Genomic DNA, 26,911 nt, shown 5'->3' on the forward strand with positions numbered 1-26,911 from the left:
TGAATCATGAAGAAGTTAGTTGCGATCGCGCCGCGCGTGGCGGCGCTGGTGGACTATGAAGATCGTCCTGTGGCGGCACATGAAGTCAAAATTCGCGTCCGTTTCGGCGCGCCGAAACACGGCACCGAAGTGGTGGATTTTCGTGCGGCGAGTCCCTTTATCGACGAAGAGTTTAACGCGGAATGGCAGATGTTTACCCCGCGTGAAGAGGGCGCAGCCCGCGGGATCGAGTTCGGCAAGTTCCAGTTAGGCAATATGGTCGTGGGCGACATCATTGAATGCGGCGAGGATGTGACGGAGTACCAGATCGGCGACAGCGTCTGCTGCTACGGTCCGCTGCAGGAGACGGTGATCGTCAATGCCGTAGACAACTACAAATTGCGCAAAATGCCGCAGGGCGCCTCCTGGAAAAACGCCGTTTGCTACGATCCGGCGCAGTTCGCCATGAGCGGTGTACGCGATGCCAACGTCCGTGTGGGCGACTTTGTCGTTGTGGTCGGTCTGGGTGCCATCGGACAGATTGCTATTCAGCTGGCAAAAAAAGCCGGGGCGTCAGTCGTCATCGGTGTCGATCCTATCGAACATCGTTGTGAGATCGCACGCCGTCATGGCGCGGATCACTGTCTGAACCCAATCGGTACTGATGTTGGCCTGGAAATCAAAAAACTGACCGGTAAGCAGGGCGCGGACGTGATCATTGAGACCAGCGGTTTTGCGGATGCGTTGCAGTCTGCGCTGCGCGGACTCGCCTACGGCGGAACGATCTCCTACGTTGCGTTCGCTAAGCCGTTTGCCGCGGGTTTCAACCTCGGTCGCGAAGCGCATTTCAACAACGCAAAGATTGTCTTCTCCCGCGCCTGCAGTGAGCCCAACCCGGATTACCCGCGCTGGAGCCGTAAGCGTATCGAAGAGACCTGCTGGGAATTGCTGATGAACGGCTATCTGAATTGTGAAGATCTGATCGACCCGGTCGTGACTTTCACCACCAGCCCGGAAAGCTATATGAAGTATGTCGATCAGCACCCGGAACTCAGTATCAAAATGGGCGTCACTTTTTAAGCTAAGGACAGCAAATAATGAAGATCGCAACACAAAACCAGGCCTTTTTCCCGACCAACATTATGGAGAAATTTCAGTTCATCAAAGCGATGGGTTTTGATGGCTACGAAATTGACGGCAAACTGCTGGTCGATAACCTCGATGAAGTGAAAGCCGCAATCAAAGCCACGGGTCTGCCGGTGACGACGGCCTGCGGCGGCTACGACGGCTGGATTGGTGACTTCATTGAAGAGCGTCGTCTCAACGGGTTACAGCAGATTGAACGCATTCTTGAAGCGCTCGCTGACGTGGGCGGGAAGGGCATTATCGTTCCGGCGGCCTGGGGGATGTTTACCTTCCGCCTGCCACCGATGACTTCACCGCGCAGCCTCGACGGCGATCGCAAAGCGGTAAACGCTTCCCTGCGCTGGCTGGACGAGGTGGCTGCACGCACCGGGACCACCGTCTACCTGGAGCCGCTAAACCGCTATCAGGACCACATGATCAACACCCTGGCCGATGCCCGTCGCTACATCGAAGAGAATGCCCTGAAGCACGTGCAGATCATCGGCGATTTCTATCATATGAACATTGAAGAAGATTCGCTAACCGATGCGCTGCACCACAACCGCGATCTGCTGGGGCATGTGCATATCGCGGATAACCATCGCTATCAGCCGGGAAGCGGCAGCCTGGATTTTGCCCGCCTGTTCGATCAGCTGCGTGCCGATAACTACCAGGGTTATGTGGTGTATGAGTGCCGTGTTCGTGCCGACGATCCTGCTAAGGCTTATCAGGATTCCCTCACTTATTTGCGTGAATGCTAAGGATGACGAGCGTGATGAGTGCTTCAACACCTTCGCCCCTGCGCGTCGCCATCATTGGTGCCGGGCAGGTCGCGGATAAAGTGCATGCCTCGTATTACGCCACGCGCAGCGATGTTCAGATGGTGGCTGTCATGGACAGCCACCTGGAGCAGGCACAGGCGTTCGCGGAACGCCATGCTATCCCTGCGGCATGGCAGGACGCGCAAGAGATGCTACAGGCGGTTAAACCGGATGTGGTGAGCGTTTGTTCCCCCAACCGCTTTCATTTTGAGCATGTCATGATGGCGCTGAATGCCGGGTGTCATGTGATGTGTGAAAAACCACCCGCCATGACGCCACAAGAGGCCGATGAAATGCGCGTCGCGGCCCGCCGGGCGGGCAAAGTGCTGGCGTATGATTTTCACCATCGTTTTGCACTCGATACGCAACTGCTGCGTGAGGCGGTGCTGAGCGGGACATTCGGTGAAATTTACTTTACCACGGCGCAGGCGCTGCGCCGCTGCGGTGTACCCGGATGGGGCGTTTTTACCAACAAATCGCTGCAGGGGGGCGGCCCCCTGATTGATATCGGTATTCATATGCTGGATGCCGCGATGTATGTGCTGGGTTTCCCGCAGGTAAAACGCGTCACGGCGCACAGCTTTCAGAAGCTGGGCACCCATAAAAACAGCGGCCAGTTCGGCGCGTGGGATCCTGCGCAGTTTACCGTTGAGGATGCCCTGTTTGGCACGATCGAATTCTGCAACGGCGGCATCCTGCGTCTGGATACCTCCTTTGCTTTGAATATTCGCGAGCAGTCGATCATGAATGTCGCCTTCTGCGGTGAGAAGGCAGGTGCAACGCTGTTCCCGGCCCATATCTACCAGGACGACGCCGGTGTGTTACAGACCCTTACCCAGCGTGAAGAGGCTGACGATCAGCGGCATTTACGCAGCATGGATGCCTTTGTTCGTCACGTGCTGGGGGAGCCGGTCATGATCGCCGATGCGGAGCAAGGGCTGGTGATCCAGCAATTAGTTGCCGCACTGTATGAATCCGCCGAAAAAGGGGAAAGCGTGACGTTATGCTGAACCTGTCTGTATTAACCGATCCGGGCTTCTGCCCGCACAGCCTGAATAAATACGCGTCCATCATGGCCTGCGGTAACGGCTATATGGGCATTCGCGCCACGCATGAGGAAGATTACACCCGGCAAACCAGAGGGATGTACCTTGCTGGCCTCTACCATCGCGCGGGTCGTAACGAGACCAACGAACTGATTAATCTCCCGGATGTTATCGGTTTTGATATCGAGCTGGATGGCAAGGACTTCAGCCTGTTATCCGGTGAGATCATGAGCTGGCAACGCGAGCTGGCTTTTGCCAACGGCGAGCTGCGTCGCAGCGTCGTCTGGCGCTCGCCTGAAGGAAAAGACTACCGGCTGGAAAGCCGCCGTTTTGTTGCGCTGGATCCTCTGCCGTTAGTGGCAATGCAACTCGCCATCACGCCACTGGATGCCTCCGCGCAGGTGGGTTTGAAAACCGGCATCGACGCCACCCAAACCAACAGCGGCAGGCAGCATCTGGATGAGATGTCGGTGAGGGTATTTGACCAGCACTACATGCAGGGGATTTACGAAACACAGGACCATGCATCTGATGTGGTGATCTCCGCGTTCTGTCGCCTTTCAGCAGACAGCGACAGTTGCTTCACCGCCAAAAACCGCCGCGTCCAGGTTCACCATGCGCTGAAGGTTCCCCGCGGGGAGACCGTCACGCTCGAGAAACTGGTGTGGGTGGCTCACCGTAGCGACAGAGCACTCTCCGTGGAAACCTTCGCCCGTCATGCGCTGGCCGAACTTAAAGCCTGTGCCACCAGCGGTTACGCCTCTTTGCTGGCACGTTCAGCCTGCGCCTGGGAGAAGGTCTGGCGCGATTGCCGGGTGGAGGTGGCATCCACGGAACATCAGGACCAGATGGCGCTGGATTACGCGGTCTGGCATTTGACAGCCATGACGCCTTCCCATGACGAACGATGCAGCATCGCGGCCAAAGGGTTGACCGGTGAGGGCTATAAAGGCCACGTCTTCTGGGATACCGAAATATTCCTTCTGCCTTTCCATCTGTTCAACCGTCCGCAGATAGCACGCAGTCTGCTGCGTTACCGCTGGCTGAACCTCCCGGGCGCACGCGCGAAGGCCCGTCGTAACGGCTGGCCTGGCGCGCTGTTCCCCTGGGAAAGCGCAGCAAGCGGGGAGGAAGAGACGCCAGAGTTCGCGGCGATCAATATTCGCACGGGGGTACGCCAGAAGGTGGCCTCCGCGCTGGCCGAACATCACATCGTGGCAGATATTGCCTGGGCCGTCGTCGCTTACTGGCAGGCGACGCAGGATGACGCCTTTATGCGTAATGAAGGGGTGACGCTGCTGATGGAAACCGCGTCGTTCTGGATGGGGCGGGCCACCGACGTCAAAGGGCGTCTCGAAATCCATGACGTGATTGGGCCGGATGAATACACGGAACACGTGAACAACAACGCTTATACCAACTACCTGGCCTGGCATAACGTCGCCAGCGCTTGCCGGTTTATGTCGATGTTTAACCGTGAGGATGTGCGCTTTACGGAAAAGGCCGCCGATTTTCTGACGCGCTTATGGCTACCGGAAGCCAATGCCGACGGTGTAATCCCACAGGATGATACCTTTATGGCAAAACCGGCTATCGACCTGAGCCGCTACAAAGCGCAGGCGGGGAAACAGACCATCCTGCTGGACTATTCACGCGCTGAAGTGAACGAGATGCAGATCCTTAAGCAGGCGGATGTGGTCATGCTCAACTACCTGTTGCCGGAACGCTTTACCTCACAACAGTGTGCCGCCAATCTGGCGTTTTACGAGTCGCGCACCATCCACGACTCGTCGCTCAGTAAAACCATCCACGGGATTGTCACCGCGCGTTGCGGGGATACGGAAGGGGCTTACGCCTTCTGGCGTGACGGTGTTGCTATCGATCTGGGTGACGATCCGCACAGTAGCGATGACGGTATTCATGCCGCCGCGACCGGTGCTATCTGGTCTGGCGTCGTTCAGGGATTTGCGGGTGTACAGATTGTGGACGGGGAACTGCATCTGGCGCCGAAACTTCCTGCCCACTGGCAAAAACTCATTTTCCCGTTGCGCTGGCGGAACGCAAACATGCGCTTCACCGTTGAAAATGAGGCGTTAACGGTTGAGACCTCGGCACCTGTCACTTTAACGCTATGGGGCAAAAACCTTAGCGTAACGGGGGCGCAGGCTTTTGCTTACGAGGACTTTATGACGTCTGTTACTGGGACCGCTACCACGGAGGGAAATCATGATGCTTAAGGCGGTGATATTCGATCTGGATGGCGTGATTACCGACACTGCGCACCTCCACTTTCTGGCCTGGCGTACCGTGGCGCAGGAGATTGGCATATCCATTGACGAAACCTTCAATGAAGAGCTCAAGGGAATTAGCCGCATGGACTCTCTGCAGCGGATCCTGCGCTATGGCGGGAAAGAGGGGGTGTTTAACGAACAGCAACGCCTGGCGCTGGCGGCTAAAAAAAACGATCTCTATGTCCGGTCGTTGGCCTCGCTGACGCAGGACTCGCTGCTGCCGGGGATCCGCGAGGTGCTTGCCGGGATCCGGGCGGCGAATGTCAAAACGGGCCTCGCCTCCGTGTCTCTGAATGCCCCGGGAATATTGCAGGCGCTGGGTATAGACCATGCGTTTGATTTTTGCGCCGATGCTTCCCGCATTGCCCGTTCCAAACCGGACCCGGAGATTTTCCTTGCCGCCTGTGCGGGACTGAATGTCTCTCCCCGGGAGGCCATCGGTATTGAAGATGCTGCCGCAGGTATTCAGGCAATCAACGCGGCAGGGATGTTGTCGGTGGGGATTGGGCCTGGCCTCGATGAGGCGGGACTACAACTTCATTCAACGCGGGAACTGACCTGGAAATGCCTGACAGATTTCTGGGCCTCCCGGACGGTACTGATAAGGAACTAACAATGGCTCAACTCTCCTTGAAACACATTCAGAAAATCTATGACAACCACGTTCACGTGGTGAAGGATTTCAACCTCGAAATTGAGGACAAAGAGTTTATTGTCTTCGTCGGACCTTCAGGATGCGGCAAATCGACGACGCTGCGCATGATTGCCGGGCTGGAGGAGATCAGCGCTGGCGAGCTGGTGATCGACGGCGTGTGCATGAACGATGTTCCGGCTAAATCCCGTGATATCGCCATGGTTTTCCAGAACTATGCGCTCTATCCGCATATGACGGTCTACGACAACATGGCGTTTGGCCTGAAGATGCAAAAAATCGCGCCAGCGGTGATCGAGGAGCGGGTTAACTGGGCAGCCCAAATCCTGGGCTTACGCGACTACCTCAAGCGCAAGCCTGGGGCCTTGTCCGGTGGCCAGCGTCAGCGTGTGGCGTTAGGCCGGGCGATCGTCCGGGAAGCCGGGGTGTTCCTGATGGATGAACCGCTCTCAAACCTCGACGCCAAGCTTCGTGTACAGATGCGCGCTGAAATCAGCAAGCTACACCAGAAGCTTAACACCACCATGATTTACGTCACCCACGATCAGACGGAAGCCATGACCATGGCGACCCGTATTGTGATCCTGAAGGACGGTATCATTCAGCAGGTTGGGGCGCCAAAGCAGGTGTATAACGAGCCGGCCAATATGTTCGTGGCTGGCTTTATCGGCTCCCCCGCGATGAATTTCATTCGCGGTGCGATAGACGATGGTTATTTCGTGACCGAAACATTACGTATGGCTATACCGGAGGACAAGCTTGCGGCTCTGAATACGGGAGGTTATCAGCGTAAAGCCGTGGTATTTGGCATCCGGCCGGAAGATATTGTTACCCCTCAAAGCGGACATGAAAGCATTAACGCCAAAGTCAGCGTAGCTGAACTGACCGGGGCTGAGTTTATGCTTTATGCCAGCGTCGGCGGGCATGAGCTGGTTGTCCGCGCTGGTGCGGCGAATGACTATGCGGCAGGAGATAATATTGGTATCCAGTTCGATATGAATAAGTGCCATTTCTTTGACGCTGAGACTGAAATGGCTATTCGATAATAAGCGTGTTGGCCGGAAATGCGAATTTCCGGTTTTTTTATCTGTTAATAATGAGGGAATATTTTAATGAGTACTCTACTAAAAAGTGCTGCGCTTGTTCTCTGCGCAGGGGTTAGCTGCGCACAAGCAACCGAAACGGCGAAACAGTGGGAATTTAATATCGGGGCCATGTACGAAATTGAAAACGTCGAAGGCCAGGGCGAAGATAAAGATGGGTTATATGAACCATCCGTATGGTTTAATGCAACCTGGGATGCATGGACGTTCTCTCTTGCCATGTATCAGGAGGGCACGGTTGAGTATAGTAGCATGACCCGCGGCAGTTATTTTGATCGTCCAGAATTCGAATTGCGCTATCGTTTTATTGGTACCGATGATTTGACGCTCGGCCTGACCGGCGGTTTTCGTAATTATGGCTACCACTTTAAAGATGAGCACGGCGCTAAAGACGGCAGCGCGAATATGCAGCGCTATAAAATCCAGCCTGACTGGGATGTTAAATTAACCGATGACTGGCGTTTTAGCGGCTGGTTAGCCATGTATCAGTTTGCTAACGATCTTGAAAAAACAGGCTATGCTGACAGCCGTGTTGAAACGGAAACCGGCTTTACCTGGACCATTAACAATATTTTCTCCGCGAAAATAAATTATTATTTAGAACGCGGATTTAATATGGATGGTTCGCGTAATAACGGTGAATTTGCTACCCAGGAGATTCGCGCCTATCTGCCTGTTTCAATGGGGCAAACCACGTTAACGCCTTATACTCGCCTGGGTCTGGACCGCTGGTCGAACTGGGACTGGCAGGACGATCCTTCCCGTGAAGGGCATGATTTTAACCGGCTGGGTCTGTTGTATGCCTATGATTTCAACAATGGTTTATCCATGACGCTGGAATATGCCTATGAGTGGCAAAACCACGATGAAGGCAAGAACGATCGTTTCCACTACGCCGGTGTTGGCGTAAATTACGCGTTCTGACAGGCTGCTTACCAGGGGCTACGGCCCCTGGTTTTAACGAACGGAGTCAGCAAATGAAAAGTGGGTTTCAACCAACACTTTATGGGAGGCGGGTTTACCTGCAATACGGTTGAACAGCAGATTGCAACTCTCTTCACCCAGTCTGCGGGTTGGGATATCAAACCCCCCGGGAGCAGGTGTCAAAATGAGAGAGAGCATGGGATCACTGTAACCCGCCACTGCAACCTGTTCCGGGAGGGCCACATTTAACGCCTCCGCTGCACGATAAAGACTGAGCAACTTCATGCTGTCGGTGGCAAATACCGCATCCGGTGGCGTAGCTGATGAAAGTAATTCCTGGGCGGCCGACAGGGCACTCTCGTGAGTATATCCCCCATCAACGATCCACGCCGGGTTAATAGCAATATGATTTTTTTCCAGGCTGGCTTTATAACCTGCCAGGCGATCAATGGAAACGTGGTAATCAAGCGGCGCGTGCAGGCAGGCTATTTTGCGTCGGCCGGCCTTAATAAAGGCCTCTGTCAAGGTGGCACTGTCGTGAAAATTATCGGTATCGACAGAGTAGATATTTTGAAATTCACCCACGACTTTACCGATTACCACCACCGGTACGCCATACGCGTCCAGCGTTGAGAAAAAGGATTCATTTGCCGGAGAGCTTAGCATGATGATCCCTTTAATCATTTTTTGTTTTATTTTGTTCACGCACTTCAACAGATCGTCTTCACTGCTTTTGGACGTTTGCAAAATGACGTCAAACCCTTCCTCTTCTGCTTTTGCCGTAATGGCATGAAGGACATCTGAGAAAAAAGGATTGCCTGCAGTCGTTTTCGTTGAGCGGGTCGAAATAACCATGATGGCGTCAAAGCCAGAAGAGGTGAGGGCGCGGGCAACCTTATTAGGCTGATAATTTAATTCTTCAATCGCCTTCAACACTTTTTCCCTGGCTTCAGGGGAAATATTTGTTTGCTTATTCAGTACCCGGGACACGGTTGATTTCGAAACGCCAGCAACTCGCGCAATATCATAAATGGTGGGTGACATACACCTTACTCGCTCCGATAGACGGCAATGCGGGTCATCTTACTGGAGAAAAAACGGCAATAGCAATAATTATGAATTGATAATCAACGATCTGCCCCAATTTACTGTATTCTGAAGCAAGTTATTCCATACTGGCAGGCAATGAAGGACCGAGATGAAGCGATTTAAAAGTGAACTCAATTCTCTGATCAATCGTGGGGTTGACCGTCATTTGCGCCTCGCGGTCACCGGCCTGAGCCGCAGCGGTAAAACGGCTTTTATTACGGCGATGGTCAATCAGCTCCTTAACCTGCATGCCGGGGCGCGTTTACCCTTGCTGAGCGCCGTGCGTGAAGAGCGTCTTCTTGGCGTGAAGCGTGTGCCGCAGCGTGATTTTGGCATACCCCGGTTTACTTACGATGAAGGGTTGGCCCAGCTGTATGGCTCTCCGCCCACCTGGCCAACGCCGACCCGTGGCGTGAGCGAAATCCGCCTGGCGCTGCGCTATCGTTCGAACGATTCGCTGCTGCGTCACTTTACAGAGACCTCCACCCTCTATCTGGAGATTGTCGATTATCCTGGCGAATGGCTGCTCGATCTGCCGATGCTGACGCAGGATTACCTGAGCTGGTCGCGGCAGATGACCGGTTTATTACAGGGACAACGCGCGGCCTGGTCAGCCCGCTGGCGTGCCCTGTGTGAGGGACTGGATCCACTGGCACCTGCCGACGAAAACCGGCTGGCGGCCATCTCGGAAGCCTGGACCGATTACCTGCATCAATGCAAGAAAGAGGGGCTGCACTTTATCCAGCCGGGCCGCTTTGTGCTGCCGGGGGATATGGCAGGCGCCCCGGCGCTGCAATTCTTCCCATGGCCGGACGTGGACGCCTTCGGTGAATCGAAGCTCGCCCAGGCGGATAAACAGACAAACGTCGGGATGCTGCGCGAGCGTTTCAACTATTACTGTGAAAAAGTGGTGAAAGGGTTCTACACCAACCATTTTTTACGCTTCGACCGCCAGATTGTGCTGGTGGATTGCCTGCAGCCGCTCAACAGCGGGCCGCAGGCCTTCAACGATATGCGCCTTGCGCTCACCCAGCTGATGCAAAGTTTCCACTATGGACAGCGCACGCTGTTCCGCCGCCTGTTCTCGCCAGTCATCGACAAGCTGCTGTTTGCCGCCACCAAGGCGGACCACGTTACGGTGGATCAGCATGCCAATATGGTATCGCTGTTACAGCAACTGGTGCAGGATGCATGGCAAAACGCGGCGTTTGAGGGCATCAGCATGGATTGTCTGGGACTGGCCTCGGTGCAGGCTACCCAGAGCGGATTGATTGACGTCAATGGCGACAAGATCCCGGCGCTGCGCGGTCATCGTCTGAGTGATGGTGCGCCGTTAACAGTCTATCCCGGCGAGGTGCCTGCCCGGCTGCCCGGCCAGGCGTTCTGGGAAAAGCAGGGCTTCCAGTTCGAAGCCTTTCGCCCGCAGGTTATGACGGTCGATCAGCCGCTACCGCACATTCGCCTCGATGCCGCGCTGGAGTTTTTAATTGGAGATAAATTGCGATGACCGAACCCTTAAAACCGCGTATGGATTTTAGCGGTACGCTGGAGCAGGAACAGCAGGAGGCCTTCAAGGCCGCCCAAACCTTCAATACGACTCAGGCAGAACAGTTTTCCCCGGTCGTTTCCGATATGCTCCCCGCCGAAGAGGGGCAAGCTGAAGCCGTGGTCGAAGCGGCGCTGCGTCCTAAACGCAGCCTGTGGCGCAGAATGGTGAGCGCCGGGCTGGTGGTTGCCGGTGTAACAGTCGTCGGGCAGGGCGTGCAGTGGGCGATGAATGCCTGGCAAACCCAGGATTGGGTGGCGCTGGGCGGTTGTGCGGCCGGGGCATTGATCGTCGGGGCAGGCGTAGGCTCCATCGCTACCGAGTGGCGCCGCTTATGGCGACTGCGCCAGCGCGCGCACGAACGTGATGAAGCCCGTGATTTGATGCAGAGCCACGGCACCGGCCACGGACGGGTGTTTTGCGAAAAACTGGCGAAACAGGCCGGGCTGGATCAGTCTCATCCGGCACTGCAACGCTGGTATGCCGCTATTCATGAAACGCAGAATGACCGGGAAGTGGTCTCGCTGTATGCCCATCTGGTCCAGCCGGTGCTGGACAGCCAGGCGCGGCGGGAGATTAGCCGCTCGGCGGCTGAGTCGACCCTGATGATTGCCGTCAGCCCGCTGGCGCTGGTGGACATGGCCTTTATCGCCTGGCGCAACCTGCGTCTCATCAATCGTATCGCCGCCCTGTACGGCATTGAGTTGGGCTATTACAGCCGTCTGCGTCTGTTTCGCCTCGTGCTGCTGAATATGGCCTTTGCCGGAGCCAGTGAGGTGGTACGTGAAGTAGGCATGGACTGGATGTCGCAGGATCTGGCCGCACGTCTCTCGGCCCGCGCTGCCCAGGGAATTGGCGCAGGATTGCTGACTGCAAGACTTGGGATCAAAGCGATGGAGTTGTGCCGTCCTCTGCCGTGGACAGCGGAGGATAAACCACGCCTGGGCGATTTCCGCCGGGAATTGATTGGTCAGCTGAAAGAAACCCTCAACAAAAAACCGCAGTAGTTACATCTTCTCGCACAATATTCCGTCATGAGGTTCACAAGCTGTCAATATTTGTTGACAGCTATCTTCCCGATTACCGATATCTGGCTTATCATTTCAGGGTTACTGGCTTATAGAGTGATTTTCCCATGCGTCTGGAAGTATTTTGTAAGGACCGTCTCGGCCTGACTCGCGAGTTACTTGATCTCCTTGTTTTGCGTAGCATTGATCTGCGTGGCATCGAGATCGACCCAATCGGGAAGATTTACCTGAACTTTGCCGAAATTGCATTCGATACCTTCAGCAGCTTAATGGCTGAAATTCGCCGTATCGCTGGCGTTACGGATGTGCGCACCGTACCCTGGATGCCCTCCGAGCGTGAACATCTGGCCCTCAGCGCGCTGCTGGAAGCGATGCCGGAGCCGTTCTTATCATTGGATTTGAAAGGCAAAATCGACCGGGCTAACCTGGCGAGTTGCCAGCTGTTTGCCCAGGAGCAGGACAAGCTCAGCAGCCACAATGCCGCCCAGCTGATCCCCGGCTTTAACTTCCAGCGCTGGCTGGAGAGCAACCCGCGATCCACCCACAGCGAGCATGTGATCATCAACGGGCAGAACTTCCTGATGGAGATCACCCCGGTCTATCTGCAGGGCGACAACGACGACCGCACCCTGACCGGCTCAGTGATCATGCTGCGCTCGACGGTTCGCATGGGGCGTCAGCTGCAAAACCTGTCCAGCCAGGATGTCAGCGCCTTCAGCCAGATCATCGCCGTCAGCCCGAAAATGCGCCACGTGGTGGAGCAGGCGCGGAAGCTGGCGAATCTGACGGCACCTTTGCTCATCACCGGAGAAACCGGCACCGGCAAGGATCTACTGGCTCATGCGGTGCATCAGGCAGGCCCGCGCGCGGGCAAACCCTATCTGGCGCTGAACTGTGCTTCCATCCCGGAAGATGCTGTTGAAAGCGAGCTGTTCGGCCACGCCCCGGAAGGCAAAAAAGGCTTCTTTGAACAGGCCAACGGCGGCTCGGTGCTGCTGGATGAAATTGGCGAAATGTCGCCGCGGATGCAGGCCAAACTGCTGCGTTTCCTTAACGACGGCACATTCCGCCGGGTGGGGGAAGATCATGAGGTGCATGTGGATGTGCGTGTGATCTGTGCCACTCAGAAGAACCTGGTTGAGCTGGTGCAGAAGGGCGTCTTCCGTGAAGATCTCTATTATCGCCTTAACGTACTGACGTTGAATATCCCGCCGCTGCGCGATTGCCCGCAGGACATCATGCCGCTGACCGAGCTGTTTGTGGCGCGCTTTGCCGATGAACAAGGCATCCCGCGACCAAAGTTTTCAGCCGATCTCAACACCGTTCTTACCCGCTACGGCTGGCCGGGCAATATTCGACAGCTGAAAAATGCGATCTATCGCGCGCTGACCCAGCTTGAAGGCTATGAGCTGCGGCCGCAGGACATTTTGCTGCCGGATTATGACGCCGGTACGGTGGCGGTGGGCGAAGAGGCGATGGAAGGATCGCTGGATGACATTACCAGCCGTTTTGAACGTTCGGTATTGACGCAGCTGTATCGTAACTACCCTAGTACGCGTAAGCTGGCGAAACGGTTGGGCGTTTCGCATACCGCCATTGCCAATAAACTGCGTGAGTACGGTCTGAGCCAGAAGAAAGGCGACGAGTAAAAACAAAAAAGCCTCCGCAGGGAGGCTTTCTTTTTGGTCTTACGCTTTCAGCGCTTCCAGCGCAGCAGCATAGTCCGGCTCGGTGGTGATTTCATTCACCAGGTGACTGAACACGACAGTGTCGTTTTCGTCGATTACCACAACCGCGCGAGCAGCCAGGCCTTTCAGGGCGCCTTCAGCGATGCCCACACCGTACTGCTCCAGGAATTCCGGGTTGCGCAGGGTGGAAAGGGTAATAACGTTGCTCAGGCCTTCTGCACCGCAGAAACGGGACTGGGCGAACGGCAGGTCAGCGGAAATGCACAGCACAACAGTGTTGTCCATCTCAGTCGCCAGCTGGTTGAATTTACGCACAGATGCGGCACACACGCCGGTATCGATGCTTGGGAAAATGTTCAGCACTTTACGCTTGCCGGCGAACTGGCTCAGCACGACGTCAGACAGATCTTTTGCCACGAGCGTAAACGCCTGCGCTTTGCTGCCAGTCTGAGGAATGGATCCTGCAACAGAAACCGGGTTGCCCTGGAAATGAACGAGTTGTGACATAGTTATCTTCCTGTTTACATATAGTTAACGTCGCCGTTAGTGTATGTCATCAGCCAATATCACAGCAAACCCTATTTACGCGAAGCCGCTATACAGGAGTGAGTGATGAGAACTCTCAAGGTTTATGAAGAAGCCTGGCCATTGCATACGCCGTTTGTCATCTCCCGGGGAGCCCGGAGCGAGGCCTGCGTGGTGGTAGTCGAAATAGAGGAAGAGGGTGTCAAAGGGGTGGGGGAGTGTACGCCTTATCCGCGATATGGTGAAAGCATCGCCTCGGTGATGGCGCAGATCATGGCCCTGGCACCAGAACTGGAGCGCGGGCTTAGCCGTGAAGCCCTGCAAACCCTGTTACCACCGGGCGCGGCACGCAATGCCGTTGACTGCGCCCTCTGGGATTTAGCCGCGCGCCAGCAGGGCATCTCGCTGGCGACCCTGGCCGGAGTCACATTACCGCAAACGGTAGTGACCGCGCAGACGGTGGTGATCGGCGAACCCGCGCAAATGGCCGCCAGCGCCAAAGCCCTGTATGCTGCCGGGGCGCGGCTGCTGAAAGTGAAGCTGGACGATCGTCTGATCAGCGAGCGCATGGTCGCCATTCGCGCTGCTGTACCCCAGGCCACGCTGATCGTCGATGCCAACGAATCCTGGCACGGCGAAGGGCTTGCTGCACGCTGTCAGCTGCTGGCAGATCTGGATGTCGCCATGCTTGAGCAACCCCTGCCTGCGGGTGACGATGCGGCGCTGGCGAATTTTATTCATCCGCTCCCCATCTGCGCCGACGAGAGCTGTCATACGCGCGAAAGTCTGTCCGCCCTGAAAGGGCGCTACGAGATGGTGAATCTTAAGCTGGATAAAACTGGCGGAATCACCGAAGCGCTGGCGCTGGCCGCCGAAGCGCGGGAGAACGGTTTTGCACTGATGCTCGGCTGTATGCTCTGCACCTCGCGTGCCATTAATGCGGCTTTGCCGCTGGCGGGCGAGGTACAGTTTGCCGATCTGGATGGCCCGACCTGGCTGGCGGTGGACGTTTCACCGGCGCTGCATTACACCACCGGCGTGGTTCATCTCTGAGGCTCCCAGCGCAGCAGATCGGTCATTGCTCTCAGGTACTTCTCGCTGGCCTCGTCGGACGAGATCGGCGGGAATTCGGCGGTGATACAGTGCAGGCTTAAATCAGCGCACCAGCTGCCGAACGACCCCGGTGTTTCATAACCGACGCTGGTAACCAGCGGTAGCGAAAACGCATCCGCCAGCCAGCGCCCCAGTGCGCTGTGGGCTGGATCTTCAATGCAGGCCAGTGGATCGTGAAACGACACCACCCAGGCAGGATGCAGTTTGTGGATCAGGTGGCATAGCGCCTCCGTTTCCGGCTCCGAGCCGGGTTTTTCACCGGTCAATAACACCACATCCCTGTCCTGGGCCGCACTGTTCCAGCGGTAGACCGTCTCACCTTCCCGCCAGTTTGCCGCCGGGAAGTTTCGGTTTAAATCCACGCCACGGGCATTGGCGCGCAGCCCCAGCTGACAGCCGTCCGGGTTGACGGTGAGCACGACATGGTGGCGACGCAGCTCAGGCGCCAGCGTGCGCAGGGCGCAGGAGAGGGTCACGATCGAGGAGTTTTCATCCCCGTGCGTTCCGGCAATGATCAGGCCGCTGTTACGATCGGCCTGCGGCGCAGGGAACCAGATCAAGGGCGCGCCAAGGAATGAACGGCCATAATGTTCAGTTCCGGGCGGGAAAGCGCCACGTTCCGTTCTGGGGCGAGTGAGGGACATAGACGTTCCTGAATCAGAGTTATACTACTGGCAGTGTTGTGCAAAATACGCGGTTTATCAAATAGTTTCAGCGTCGGGGCAAAATCGGCAGATATCAACTTTCCGACGGAAGTTGTTTGCATTTCCCTGTTCCGAAACAAATAATTACGCATCTGCTTGTTACCCATCATTTCAAAGGGGATCTCATGAAGCATCCGGTTTCGTTGATTTGTTCTGCCCTGTGGTTGTGTGGCCTCTCTTCTTATTCGTTTGCTGCGGATGTTCCCTCCGGGACGACACTGGCGCCAAAGCAGGAGCTGGTGCGTCATATTAAAGATGAACCCGCCTCGCTGGATCCTGCCAAAGCGGTGGGGCTGCCTGAGATTCAGGTGATCCGCGATCTATTCGAAGGCCTGGTCAATCAGAATGAAAAGGGCGAACTGGTGCCGGGGGTGGCCACAAGCTGGCAGAGTAATGATAACCGCGCCTGGACCTTTACCCTGCGCGAGAACGCCAGATGGTCTGACGGTACGCCTGTCACCGCACAGGATTTCGTTTATAGCTGGCAGCGCCTGGTGGATCCGCAAACCACGTCCCCCTTCGCCTGGTTTGCAGCGCTGGCCGGGATTAGTAATGCGCAGGCTATCATCGACGGCAAGGCCACGCCGGACAAACTGGGCGTGACCGCAGTGGATAACAGAACCCTGCGCGTTCAGCTGGATAAACCGCTGCCGTGGTTTGCCAACCTGACGGCGAGCTTCGCCTTTTATCCCGTCCAAAAAGCTAACGTGGAGAGCGGCGCGGAGTGGACCCGTCCCGGTGCGCTGGTGGGTAATGGCGCATACATCCTGAAAGACCGGGTGGTTAACGAGAAACTGGTCGTCGAGCGCAACAGCCATTACTGGGATAATGACAAAACGGTGTTGCAGAAAGTGACCTTTATCCCGATCAACCAGGAGTCGTCCGCCACCAAGCGCTATCTGGCGAACGATATCGACATCACCGAGTCATTCCCGAAAAACCTCTACCAGAAGCTGTTGAAAGACATTCATGGGCAGGTTTACACCCCGCCGCAGCTGGGCACCTATTATTATGCCTTTAACACCCAGAAAGGCCCGACGGCGGATGCCCGGGTGCGTCTGGCGCTAAGCATGACCATCGATCGGCGGATTATGGCCGAGAAAGTGCTGGGTACCGGCGAAAAACCGGCATGGCACTTCACCCCGGACGTGACCGCAGGTTTTACCCCTGAGCCATCGCCTTTTGAGCAGATGAGCCAGGAAGAGATGAACGCGCAGGCCAAAACGCTGTTGCAGGCGGCGGGTTACAATGCCCAGAAGCCGCTCAAGCTAACGCTGCTGTATAACACCTCGGAAAACCACCAGAAGATCGCCATCGCGGTAGCATCGATGTGGAAAAAGAACCTGGGTGTCGATGTTAAGCTGCAAAATCAGGAGTGGAAAACCTATATCGACAGCCGCAATACCGGCAATTTCGATGTGATCCGCGCCTCATGGGTGGGGGATTATAACGAGCCGTCAACCTTCCTTTCGCTGCTGACCTCCACGCATACCGGCAACATCTCGCGCTTCAACGATCCGGCGTATGACAAGGTAATGAATCAGGCGTCGCTGGAGACCACCGTCAAGGCCCGTAATGCAGATTACAATACAGCGGAGAAAATCCTCGCGGAGAAAGCACCCATTGCGCCGATCTACCAGTACACCAATGGGCGTCTAATCAAGCCCTGGGTGAAAGGGTATCCCATCAACAACCCGGAAGACGTGGCGTACAGCCGGACGATGTATATCGAGAAGCATTGATGGGCAGGATCGCCTTTTAGACTAAAGTGACCTCTGCTAAAAACGAAACTGGCGCGATTCTTCGCGCCAGTTTCTCTTTCAGTCGCTGAAAAGGACCTGCAGGCCTATCTTGCCAGGCAACATCCGCAGGACGCTGTTCGGCTGACTGACTTTATCAGCAGACTCACTGGACATGGAAGAAAAGAAGAACTGTCGCTGGCAGGCGTCGAAGGTACAGCGTTCCTTCTGCCAGACCAGTATCCGGCTCCCCAATGGTGGAGCCGGGAAAAAGAACTAGCGAGACGCTAACAGCGGTGCGTAATCCATGTTTTGCAAATCCTCCAGCAGGCCGGGGCCAGTGGGGTGCCAGCAGAGTTGCCGGCGGGTCCAGTCAGATGACGCGCGCAGATCCATGGCGGCAAACAGCGCAAACCAGCCAAAATGTGCATCGGCCTCAGCCGCAGAGAGCGAGATCTGAGGCAGACCGAGCTTATCGGCGACCACCTGCGCAATCTTCCGTGTGGCAATGCCTTCTTCCGCGACGGCATGGTAGCGCCTGCCGCGTTCGCCCTGTTCCAGCACCTGCACATACAATCGGGCGACATCGCTGACGTGTGCCGCCGACCAACAATTATTGCCTTCACCAATACAGGCGACGGCACCTTTTTCAATAGCGTGATGAATGTAGTGTGTGATTAGCCCCTGGCGGGTAGTGTCATGCACCTGCGGCAGACGCACCACCCGCACATCCACGCCCTGCGCCAGTAGCGCATCGCCTGCCACTTCAGAGGCCACGCGAGGATTATGGTTATCAGGTTTAAATTGATCTTCACGAGCCAGCGCTGTGGAGCCGTCATTGCCCATACCCGTGCCGGAGGTGATTATCAGCGGACGTTCGCTCCCCTCCAGCGCCTGGCCCAGCGCATGAATAACCCGCCGGTCTTGTTCACAGTTCTCGACGAAACGGTGAAAGTCATGGTCAAACGCGGTATGGATCACCGCATCGGCGCGCTGCGCGGCGGCGGCCAGGGTTTCAGGCTCCTCCAGCGTACCGCGATGGACGTCGGCCCCCGCGGCCTTAAGTGCCTGCGCGCTGCTTTCCGAGCGGGCGAGGCCCGTCACCTGATGGCCGGCTGTCACCAGTTCAGCCAGAATCCGCGAACCGATAAACCCGCTCGCACCCGTCAAAAATACTTGCATAATCCACCTCCAGATTGGGTTGCCATCCAGAGTAGCGCTATAGTGAAACGGTAAAAGTAGGGACCTTATCAGGGTATAAATCTTAACAGGATAACGATGATGCCGATGACAATGCAGTCGCTGGGCGATTTTCTGCGGACGCGACGCTTGCGCCTTGATCCGACAGCGTTTGGTTTTATCGGCGGCAGACGGCGTACGCCGGGGTTGCGCCGTGAAGAGGTAGCGCAGCTTGCCCATATCAGTCCCACCTGGTACACCTGGCTTGAACAGGGACGCGGCGGTGCGCCGTCGCGTGAGGTGCTCAACCGTATCGCCAGCGGGCTGCGCCTGACGGGGCCCGAGCGCGAGCATCTGTTTATTCTGGCATTCGGTCATCCGCCAGAAACGCATTTCACGCTCTCCACGGATATCACGCCGCGTCTGCAACGGGTGCTGGAGGCGTTCGGCGTTCCGGCGCTGGTCAAAACTATCACCTGGGATGTCATCGCCTGGAACCGCTCCGCCGCCTGCGTGTTGACCGACTATGGGCAGCTACCGTATTCACAGCGTAACGTGCTGCGTCGGCTGTTTCTCGACCCGCAGGTACGTGAAATGCAGGCCGACTGGCAGACGGTGGCCCGACTGGTGGTGAATGCCTTTCGTGCCGACGTGGCGCGGGCAGGGGAATCGGCAGAAACGGCGAGCCTGATTGGCGAGCTTTGCAGTCGGAGTCCCGAATTTGACCTCCTGTGGCGCAGCAACGATGTCGCCAGCCACGGCGAGGGTATAAAGCGCATTTATCACCCACAGGTGGGGGCGATAGACCTGGAGTTTTCAACCTTCATGGTAGAGGGGCGGCCAGATCTGGCGATGTTAATTTTTAACCCGGCAAATGACGAAAGCCGCCATAAAATTGACAAGCAGGTAAAACAATCCCTGTCTTATGGCGGCGCGTCAGACCGCCATAATGCCGCCGTCCACGAATAGCGCTTCACATGCAGCGAATCGACGCTCGTCAGAGGCCAGGAACAGCACCGCTGTAGCCACTTCATCCACCCCACCGAGCCGTCCGAGCGACGCCGTATTTTTAACCCCTCTCGATACCGTCATTGGCATGCAGATAAGATTGCATGGCAGGGGGTGAAGAACACCCCCGGCGATAACTGGTTCTCCCTAATCCCGTGATCTTTTAGCTCGGTAGTTCAGGAGCGGGCAAACGAGCGGATGGCGGCTTTACTGGCCGCTGTGTGGAGCGCGCGGTTACTCGCCTTTGCTGAAGAAAGTCGGGCAGAGGATCATGATGGCGATCCGTTCAGCGCCATCCAATCGGAATGTGCCATACCTTCGCCCGTGCGCGGGTAAGGAGCTCAGCACCCGCGGCCCGCATGAAACATGAAGCGCAGAATTGGGCGAGTCGATAGCGCTCATCATCGAAGTAATGACGCCGCGATGCGCGTGGGTAAAGATGAGGGGTTCCTGTAGCCACTGTATTAATGCGGCGGTGATAGGGTCAATCGCGCCCTTGTACGATGCAGACATCAGCGGTGGTATTATGGTGAATGGCGTTGCGCCCGGTAGCCCTGGTCTGCCAGATGATATCGGCCCGAAAATCGCCTTTAAGACTAAGATAGTCACGGCTAAATCAATTTATAGAGAAAATGATAATGCATGATAGCGTGGGTTATCATGTCTGCACAGGTATCAATACATTTCATCCATTTCCATTGAAGTAAGAGAATCTAAATATAATATTTTATTCCCAAATAGGATTGGCTTCATTTTATTTGGGTGCGAATGATCATGATGGTGAATATATTCCGACTGTTTAATAAGGTTTACCGCCAGTTATTAGTGGTAATATTTAAAACAATGTCTACTTTTGGACTATGAGTGAGTTGATTCATTGTAATTACTTGTTCTAATATCACCTGCGCAAAAATGAAGTTTTACTTAATAACTATTCCTTAAGGAAAAGGGACTGCTATGGCTGATACATTTCAGAATGAAGTGCCCAAGGCACGTATAAATCTCAAGTTGGCTCTCCATACGGGGGGCGCGCAAAAGAAAGTTGAGCTACCGCTTAAGCTCCTGACCGTTGGTGATTTTAGTAATGGCAAAGAAAACAGGCCGTTATCTGAGCGTAAAAAGGTTAACCTCAATAAAAATAACTTCGACAGTGTACTTTCAGAATTTAACCCGGAAATTAACCTGGCCGTGCAGAACACCCTGGCTGGCGAGGGGGCAGAAGAAAATATCCGCCTACATTTTTCCAGTATGAAAGATTTCGAACCCGAACAGGTTGCCCGTCAAATTCCTCAGCTTCGCGCGATGCTGGCAATGCGCAATTTATTACGCGATTTGAAATCCAATCTTCTTGATAACGCCACTTTCAGAAAAGAGCTTGAGAAAATCCTTAAGGATCCGGCGCTGTCTCAGGAATTACGTGACGAAATGAGTGCGCTTGCCCCGAAATAATATTTGGGCATCTCTTTTAATGGATTAACCGGGAATATGCTGATGTCTGTAAATACTGAAACTGGCTCTGCTCAGGGGCAAACCACCGTACTGGAAAAAGAGGGCGTTTACGCCTCCTTGTTTGAAAAAATCAACCTCACCCCGGCATCGAGCCTCGGGGATATTAATGCGTTTCTGGATGATGCTGCGCTCGCTGATGCTTCTGCAGGTGAACGCCTGACAGCCGCGATGCAGGTGTTTATGGACTGTATCCGTAAATCCGGTCAGCCAGTGGAAAAACTCGACAAAACGCTGATTGATCACCACATCGCGGAGCTGGATTATCAAATCAGCCGCCAGCTGGATGCGGTGATGCACCATCAGGAATTTCAGAAGGTGGAGTCCCTGTGGCGCGGCCTGAAACAGCTGGTCGACAACACTGACTACCGTCAGAACGTCAAAACAGAAATTCTGGATGTGTCGAAAGACGATCTGCGTCAGGACTTTGAAGATGCGCCGGAGCTTATCCAGAGCGGTCTTTACTGGCACACCTACACCGCCGAGTACGACACCCCTGGCGGCGAACCGATCGGCTCGGTCATCTCCTCCTACGAATTTGACGCCAGCCCGCAGGACGTTGCGCTGCTGCGTAATATCTCCAAAGTGTCTGCCGCCGCGCATATGCCGTTTATCGGCTCCGTCGGCCCGAAATTCTTCCTGAAAGAGTCGATGGAAGAAGTGGCTGCCATTAAAGATATCGGCAACTATTTCGACCGTGCCGAGTACATCAAATGGAAATCCTTCCGCGATACCGACGACTCCCGCTATATCGGGCTGGTGATGCCGCGCGTGCTGGGACGCCTGCCTTATGGCCCGGATACCGTGCCGGTGCGTAGTTTTAACTATGTTGAACAGGTAAAAGGGCCGGATCACGAGAAATACCTGTGGACCAGCGCATCATTTGCCTTCGCCTCTAACATGGTTAAGAGCTTCATCAACAATGGCTGGTGCGTGCAGATCCGTGGCCCGCAGGCCGGTGGTGCAGTGAAAGACCTGCCGATCCATCTGTACGATCTGGGTACCGGCAACCAGGTGAAGATCCCTTCTGAAGTGATGATCCCGGAAACCCGCGAGTTTGAATTTGCTAATCTCGGCTTCATTCCGCTGTCGTACTACAAAAACCGCGATTACGCCTGCTTCTTCTCAGCCAACTCAACCCAGAAACCAGCGCTGTACGACACCGCCGATGCGACCGCCAACAGCCGTATCAACGCGCGCCTGCCGTACATCTTCCTGCTGTCGCGTATTGCGCACTACCTGAAGCTTATCCAGCGCGAGAACATCGGTACGACGAAGGACCGCCGCATGCTGGAGCTGGAGCTGAACACCTGGGTGAAAGGGCTGGTGACGGAAATGACCGATCCGGGCGACGAACTGCAGGCGTCACACCCGCTGCGCGATGCGAAGGTAGTGGTAGAAGACATCGAGGACAATCCTGGCTTCTTCCGCGTGCGTCTGTATGCCGTGCCCCACTTCCAGGTGGAAGGGATGGACGTGAACCTGTCGCTGGTCAGCCAGATGCCGAAAGCGAAAGCATAAGGCAGGAGCAGGGATGAAAATCTTTCGCCCGTTATGGGAAGACGGGGCCTTTCTGGCCCCGCAGCAGTTCCAGCAGCAGTCACGTTGGGATGCACACGTTGCGGATACCGTTGCGCGGATGATGTTGGCGCACCCTTGGGGTGTGCTGTGTGCGGAGTTTGATGACAGCGCGCTCACACTCGCAAGGCTTAATGCCGTCCGTATGGCGGTACGCTTTGCGGATGGCACGCTGATAGATACAGACCTGGCGGATAACCTGCCGCCGGTCTGTGATTTATCCGCGACAGGGCTGGAGAGTGTTGAGGTGCTGCTGTGCCTGCCGCTGCTTAGTGCGAATGGCGGTAATCTGGACGACGGGTGCGACAGTGCCCGTCCACGTCGCTGGCAGTCAGAGCGAGTGACAGTCCAGGAGCTGGCTGGCCATGAGCGCAGCGATCTGGCAGTACTGCGTCATGCGCTGACGCTGCGTCTCTCCACCCAGGAAAATGCAGCCTATCTGACCTGTCCGGTGGCCAGAGTCACCCGTAATGTGCAGGGGCTGTGGAGCCTGGACAGAGATTTCATTCCTCCAATGCTTTCGCTGTCGGCAAGTCCTGCGCTGGTCAGCGAACTGGGTGAACTCTTGCACCGCCTGCAGGCCCGCCGCAAGCGTCTGATGGCGATGAGACGGGAAAGTAATAAACGGATGGCGGACTTCGCAGTGGCGGATGTCTCCCTGTTCTGGCTGCTGAATGCGCTCAACAGTGCGGAGCCGGTGCTGACGGAGCTGCACCAGACACCATCCCGCCATCCCGAGTTGCTGTACCGTGAACTGGCAAGGCTTGCCGGTAGTCTGCTGACCTTTTCTCTCGAACATAACGCCGACGATATCCCGCTCTACCGGCACGATACCCCGGAAGATGTATTTCCGCCGCTGTTTACCCTGCTGGATCGTCTGCTGGAAGCTAGCCTGCCGTCCCGCGTTGTTGCCATTTCGCTCGAACAGGGCGAGGACAGAGAAATCTGGCGCGGCAGACTGCACGACGCGAGGCTGCGTGAAGGGGCAGACTTCTATCTCTCGGTGCGCTCCTCCATGCCAAACCACGAACTGCAGACGCGCTTCCCTCAGCTGTGCAAGGCGGGTAGCCATGACGACGTATCTGAAGTCGTTAACATTGCACTGAGTGGGATGGTGATTAAACCCCTGAGCCACGTCCCGGCAGCCATCCCGGTGCGTCTGGAAAACCAGTATTTTGCGCTCGATCTTTCTACTGCGGCGGCCCGCGCGATGCTGGATGCCGGAAACTGTACCTTCTATACGCCGGAGTCGCTCGGTGACGTGAAGCTGGAACTGTTTGCGGTGCTGCGCTCATGAACATGATGAATCTGGATTTGATCAATAAAACGTTTTATCCGGGCTGGCTGATGGTCAGCCAGTTGCGCAGCGGGCAGGAGATTCAGGACGGTGATGCGCTTTACCGTCGCGCCTGCCGCTGGGTCGCGGAGGCCCGCGAGGCTTTAACGGACGGGGGATACAGTGCTGGCTCTTGCGATCGCATGCTTTACGCTTATTGCGCCCTGCTGGATGAGAGCGTGCTGAACCGCGACAGACAGGACGATGGTTACCGTAAGTGGCGCAAGGATCCGTTACAGGCGCGGTTCTTCAGCACCCTGAATGCAGGGGAAGAGCTGTGGGAGCTTATCCGCACCGTTCTGCGTGAACCCGCGCCAGATAACGCGGTGCTGACCTGCCTGTACCGGACCCTGCAATTGGGCTTTGTCGGCCAGTACCGTGATCAGGACGACGAACGGCGGGAGGACGTGGTGCGTGCACTCAGCGAACGCGTGCCGCCTTTTGCGCTGACTGAGGACGCACCGGTAGTTGTGCGGGCATCGCGCCTGCGCAGCGGACGACGGCTGTACTGGCTGGGTTGGGCTGCAGGTATCGTGGTGCTTGCCGCGCTGTGGCTTATCTTCTCATCATCCCTGGCTCAGATGGTGGCCCGGATTGCAGGGCAGGGCTAGCGAATGCGTGAACTCTCCCGTGGTTTGCTCACGGCGTTAGCCCTTCTTCTGGCGCTGTGGTTGGTGCTGGGATTCTGGCCACTTTCGACCAGCAGTCGACTCGCGTTGAGCCTGTGTATTCTGCTGGCGGGCGTTGTGGCTTTCTGGCGTCAGTGGCGGCTGCATCTGCAGTGCCGGGCCATCAGTGAAACGATAACGGAGCACAGCCTGCCGCCGGAAGATTTTCAGGGTGCGGTGGTGCTGGTATGCGGCGATACCACCTCCTTGTTTTCCGGTAACACGGTCTGGCGTGAAACTTGCCACGGCTGGTATCTGCAGGTACAGAGTGCTGAGGCATTGCCGCTGCTGGCGCAGCATCTGGCTGCTGTTCGTCCGGCGCTAGTGTCACAGGTTTCGGTAATGCTGGCGATGACACCGGAACAGCACATTTCAGAAGAAACGTGTGCGCAGGCGCTTCGCCACTGGCGACGCAGTATCGTCCAGTGCCGAACCTGGCTAAACGGCCTGCCGCCTATCTGGGGTGTGGTCTGGGTGTCACCGCCTGTTCAGCATTCGGATGAGGTGCTGTGGTTTACCGTCACGCCTGACCTGCCTGGCATACGTGCTCGCCAGAACGGCCAGGTTGCCCTGCCGGTAACTGGCTGGCAGCAGGAAGCTGTGGGGGATGACGTCCGTCTGGCTAATGCGCTATGGCTCGACAGCGTGCTCAGGTTGAGCAACACGCTTCTCTTTCGGCCGCTTCGCACGCGTCAGGAGGAACTCCCCGCCTGCAATCTCTGTGCTGTTGGCATCTGTCTGACTCCTGTAGCCGGGGTATCGGAAAACCTCTGGTCGCGTCAGATAGCAGGAACAACCACATTACCTCCGTCATGTGGCGCAGCGGATGACTTGTTACCGTTGCCTGATGTGTTACTGGCGTCGTTGCCACGCCATCACGGCGTGAGCCGTCGGATGCAGGATACCCGGCTGGCCGGTGCTATCTGTTTTGTTTTTCTCGCGCTGGCAATGCTGGCCTCCTTTATTAATAACCAGCGCCTGGTACGCAGCGTGGGTGACCACCTTGCCGTCTATCACCGTCTCAGCGGCACGCCGCCCGCACCGAAACTGCAGGCTCAGCAGCGCCTGCGTGCGGATAGCCGTCTTTTGGACAACTGGTTACGTCGCGGCGAACCGCAGCGTTACGGGCTGGGTTTGTATCAGGGGATGCGGCTGATCCCCCCAGTTGAAGCGGCCATTAGTGACTGGGCACCGCCACTGCCACCGCGTCCGGTAATTAAGAAAGTCGTGCAGGGCCCGCAGACCGTCCGCCTCGACAGCATGTCGCTGTTCGACACAGGCAAATGGGCGCTGAAACCTGGCTCGACAAAACTGCTGGTGAACTCGCTGGTGGATATAAAGGCGAAGCCCGGCTGGCTGATTGTGGTGGCTGGTCATACCGACAGCACCGGCGATGACAAATCCAACCAGGTACTGTCCCTGAAACGCGCTGAGTCTGTCCGGGACTGGATGCGCGATACCGGTGACGTACCGGAAAGCTGTTTTGCAGTACAGGGCTATGGTGAAAGCCGCCCGGTCGCAACAAATGAGACAACGGAAGGCCGGGCGCTTAACCGCCGTGTCGAAATCAGTCTGGTGCCACAGGCAAATGCCTGCCAGTTACCGGGCAACCCCCCCGCGTCATCTCAGGATGATGACGTATCAAAACTTAAAATGGAGTAATTAACATGGCAATTCCTGTCTATCTGTGGCTGAAAGACGACGGCGGTGCGGACATTAAAGGTTCCGTGGACGTTAAAGACCGTGAAGGCAGCATCGAAGTTGTTGCACAGGAGCATAACCTGTACATCCCGACCGACAATAACACCGGCAAGTTGACCGGCACGCGTATCCATACGCCATTCCTCTTTACCAAAGAAATCGACTCCTCCAGCCCGTACCTTTACAAGGCAGTGACCACTGGTCAGACCCTGAAATCGGCCGAATTCAGGTGGTACAGAATCAACGACGCCGGCCAGGAAGTGGAGTATTTCAACACGAAGCTTGAGAACGTGAAGCTGGTGAAGGTGAATCCGAAGATGCACGACATCAAGGATCCGGCTTTCGAGAAGCACAACCATCTGGAGCAGATTGAGCTGCGCTACGAGAAAATCACCTGGACCTATAAAGACGGCAACATCATTCATTCCGATTCCTGGAACGAACGTACCACTGCGTAATGACCCGGGCAGACGGTTTTCCGTCTGCTTTTTTTGCTGAGCGCCTGCCTCGCGGACGCTCAGCAAAAACACACACAATCCGCCTGCCTGACCTGATGCGCTTT

24 protein-coding genes are annotated in these 26,911 nt (G+C 56.1%); 19 read left to right on the forward strand and 5 right to left on the reverse strand.

Annotation, left to right across the window (positions count from 1 at the left end; genetic code table 11):
* The first annotated feature begins 6 nt into the window (after nt 1-6).
* The 7 genes from C3F35_RS21965 (at nt 7) to C3F35_RS21995 (ending at nt 7,941) form a co-directional block, all read left to right on the forward strand.
* A complete protein-coding gene (locus tag C3F35_RS21965) occupies nt 7-1,059 on the forward strand; it encodes a zinc-dependent alcohol dehydrogenase (RefSeq protein ID WP_103793322.1) in 1,053 nt (350 codons plus the stop codon).
* Nucleotides 1,060-1,076: 17 nt separating this feature from the next.
* Nucleotides 1,077-1,865: a sugar phosphate isomerase/epimerase family protein gene (locus C3F35_RS21970; protein ID WP_103793323.1), complete on the forward strand. Its 789-nt coding sequence runs from the start codon at nt 1,077-1,079 to the stop codon at nt 1,863-1,865.
* 11 nt (nt 1,866-1,876) lie between these two features.
* Nucleotides 1,877-2,935 carry a Gfo/Idh/MocA family protein gene (locus C3F35_RS21975; RefSeq protein ID WP_103793343.1) on the forward strand — a complete coding sequence of 353 codons (1,059 nt, stop codon included), beginning with the start codon at nt 1,877-1,879 and terminating at the stop codon, nt 2,933-2,935.
* Complete coding sequence (locus C3F35_RS21980) at nt 2,929-5,208, forward strand: glycoside hydrolase family 65 protein (RefSeq protein WP_103793324.1); 2,280 nt, start codon at nt 2,929-2,931, stop codon at nt 5,206-5,208. Before C3F35_RS21975 ends, C3F35_RS21980 begins: the two co-directional genes overlap by 7 nt.
* Nucleotides 5,198-5,875, forward strand: coding sequence for a beta-phosphoglucomutase (pgmB, locus tag C3F35_RS21985; RefSeq protein WP_103793325.1), 678 nt, complete (start codon nt 5,198-5,200; stop codon nt 5,873-5,875). The genes C3F35_RS21980 and pgmB overlap by 11 nt, the downstream gene beginning before the upstream one ends.
* A gap of 2 nt (nt 5,876-5,877) precedes the next feature.
* On the forward strand, nt 5,878-6,960 hold the full coding sequence (locus C3F35_RS21990; RefSeq protein WP_032611118.1) for an ABC transporter ATP-binding protein: 1,083 nt from the start codon (nt 5,878-5,880) through the stop codon (nt 6,958-6,960).
* Nucleotides 6,961-7,026: 66 nt separating this feature from the next.
* Nucleotides 7,027-7,941 (forward strand): OmpG family monomeric porin, encoded by a 915-nt coding sequence (locus C3F35_RS21995; protein ID WP_103793326.1) that lies wholly within the window; start codon nt 7,027-7,029, stop codon nt 7,939-7,941.
* Nucleotides 7,942-7,974: 33 nt separating this feature from the next.
* Here C3F35_RS21995 and C3F35_RS22000 read toward each other — a convergent pair whose 3' ends face one another.
* On the reverse strand, nt 7,975-8,985 hold the full coding sequence (locus C3F35_RS22000) for a LacI family DNA-binding transcriptional regulator (protein ID WP_077227347.1): 1,011 nt from the start codon (nt 8,983-8,985) through the stop codon (nt 7,975-7,977).
* Nucleotides 8,986-9,139: 154 nt separating this feature from the next.
* Here C3F35_RS22000 and C3F35_RS22005 point away from each other — a divergent pair, with 154 nt between their 5' ends.
* The 3 genes from C3F35_RS22005 (at nt 9,140) to tyrR (ending at nt 13,253) form a co-directional block, all read left to right on the forward strand.
* Complete coding sequence (locus tag C3F35_RS22005) at nt 9,140-10,537, forward strand: YcjX family protein (protein WP_032611115.1); 1,398 nt, start codon at nt 9,140-9,142, stop codon at nt 10,535-10,537.
* Nucleotides 10,534-11,583, forward strand: coding sequence for a YcjF family protein (locus C3F35_RS22010; RefSeq protein ID WP_059307736.1), 1,050 nt, complete (start codon nt 10,534-10,536; stop codon nt 11,581-11,583). Before C3F35_RS22005 ends, C3F35_RS22010 begins: the two co-directional genes overlap by 4 nt.
* A gap of 128 nt (nt 11,584-11,711) precedes the next feature.
* Nucleotides 11,712-13,253, forward strand: coding sequence for a transcriptional regulator TyrR (gene tyrR / locus C3F35_RS22015; RefSeq protein ID WP_103793327.1), 1,542 nt, complete (start codon nt 11,712-11,714; stop codon nt 13,251-13,253).
* A gap of 39 nt (nt 13,254-13,292) precedes the next feature.
* On the opposite strand, the gene tpx is transcribed toward tyrR, so the two are convergent.
* A complete protein-coding gene (gene tpx / locus C3F35_RS22020) occupies nt 13,293-13,799 on the reverse strand; it encodes a thiol peroxidase (RefSeq protein WP_032611112.1) in 507 nt (168 codons plus the stop codon).
* Between the two features lie 105 nt (nt 13,800-13,904).
* On the opposite strand from tpx, the gene ycjG reads away from it, so the two are divergent.
* The gene (gene ycjG / locus C3F35_RS22025; RefSeq protein WP_103793328.1) at nt 13,905-14,870 is read left to right on the forward strand and encodes an L-Ala-D/L-Glu epimerase; all 966 of its coding nucleotides are present in this window, start codon (nt 13,905-13,907) and stop codon (nt 14,868-14,870) included.
* Here ycjG and mpaA read toward each other — a convergent pair.
* Nucleotides 14,861-15,574 carry a murein tripeptide amidase MpaA gene (gene mpaA / locus C3F35_RS22030; RefSeq protein WP_059307738.1) on the reverse strand — a complete coding sequence of 238 codons (714 nt, stop codon included), beginning with the start codon at nt 15,572-15,574 and terminating at the stop codon, nt 14,861-14,863. The two genes, ycjG and mpaA, sit on opposite strands and share 10 nt — an antisense overlap.
* Before the next feature lie 185 nt (nt 15,575-15,759).
* On the opposite strand from mpaA, the gene C3F35_RS22035 reads away from it, so the two are divergent.
* Nucleotides 15,760-17,376 (forward strand): peptide ABC transporter substrate-binding protein, encoded by a 1,617-nt coding sequence (locus C3F35_RS22035; protein WP_103793329.1) that lies wholly within the window; start codon nt 15,760-15,762, stop codon nt 17,374-17,376.
* A gap of 273 nt (nt 17,377-17,649) precedes the next feature.
* Here C3F35_RS22035 and C3F35_RS22040 read toward each other — a convergent pair whose 3' ends face one another.
* Nucleotides 17,650-18,555 (reverse strand): SDR family oxidoreductase, encoded by a 906-nt coding sequence (locus C3F35_RS22040; RefSeq protein WP_103793330.1) that lies wholly within the window; start codon nt 18,553-18,555, stop codon nt 17,650-17,652.
* Nucleotides 18,556-18,651: 96 nt separating this feature from the next.
* On the opposite strand from C3F35_RS22040, the gene C3F35_RS22045 reads away from it, so the two are divergent.
* On the forward strand, nt 18,652-19,521 hold the full coding sequence (locus C3F35_RS22045) for a helix-turn-helix transcriptional regulator (RefSeq protein WP_103793331.1): 870 nt from the start codon (nt 18,652-18,654) through the stop codon (nt 19,519-19,521).
* Here the strand turns inward: C3F35_RS22045 and C3F35_RS22050 are convergent.
* Complete coding sequence (locus tag C3F35_RS22050) at nt 19,489-19,650, reverse strand: SDR family oxidoreductase (protein WP_103793332.1); 162 nt, start codon at nt 19,648-19,650, stop codon at nt 19,489-19,491. The genes C3F35_RS22045 and C3F35_RS22050 overlap by 33 nt on opposite strands.
* Before the next feature lie 867 nt (nt 19,651-20,517).
* Between C3F35_RS22050 and tssB the strand changes: the two genes are divergently transcribed.
* Genes tssB through hcp form a run of 6 tightly spaced genes read left to right on the forward strand, consistent with a single transcriptional unit; the run spans nt 20,518 to nt 26,807 of the window.
* Nucleotides 20,518-21,009, forward strand: coding sequence for a type VI secretion system contractile sheath small subunit (tssB, locus tag C3F35_RS22060; RefSeq protein ID WP_103793334.1), 492 nt, complete (start codon nt 20,518-20,520; stop codon nt 21,007-21,009).
* 42 nt (nt 21,010-21,051) lie between these two features.
* Entirely contained in the window at nt 21,052-22,587 is a 1,536-nt protein-coding gene (gene tssC, locus C3F35_RS22065; RefSeq protein WP_032611125.1) for a type VI secretion system contractile sheath large subunit, read from the forward strand.
* A 13-nt stretch (nt 22,588-22,600) separates the two neighbouring features.
* Nucleotides 22,601-23,941, forward strand: coding sequence for a type VI secretion system baseplate subunit TssK (gene tssK, locus C3F35_RS22070; protein WP_077227355.1), 1,341 nt, complete (start codon nt 22,601-22,603; stop codon nt 23,939-23,941).
* Complete coding sequence (gene tssL / locus C3F35_RS22075; RefSeq protein ID WP_032611102.1) at nt 23,938-24,591, forward strand: type VI secretion system protein TssL, short form; 654 nt, start codon at nt 23,938-23,940, stop codon at nt 24,589-24,591. The genes tssK and tssL overlap by 4 nt, the downstream gene beginning before the upstream one ends.
* A 3-nt stretch (nt 24,592-24,594) precedes the next feature.
* The gene (locus tag C3F35_RS22080) at nt 24,595-26,310 is read left to right on the forward strand and encodes an OmpA family protein (RefSeq protein WP_103793335.1); all 1,716 of its coding nucleotides are present in this window, start codon (nt 24,595-24,597) and stop codon (nt 26,308-26,310) included.
* 5 nt (nt 26,311-26,315) lie between these two features.
* Complete coding sequence (gene hcp / locus C3F35_RS22085; protein WP_077227358.1) at nt 26,316-26,807, forward strand: type VI secretion system effector Hcp; 492 nt, start codon at nt 26,316-26,318, stop codon at nt 26,805-26,807.
* Nucleotides 26,808-26,911 lie beyond the last annotated feature (104 nt).

Origin of the sequence: Leclercia sp. LSNIH3 (assembly GCF_002935105.1) — a bacterium.
Taxonomy (GTDB): Bacteria; Pseudomonadota; Gammaproteobacteria; order Enterobacterales; family Enterobacteriaceae; genus Enterobacter; species Enterobacter adecarboxylatus.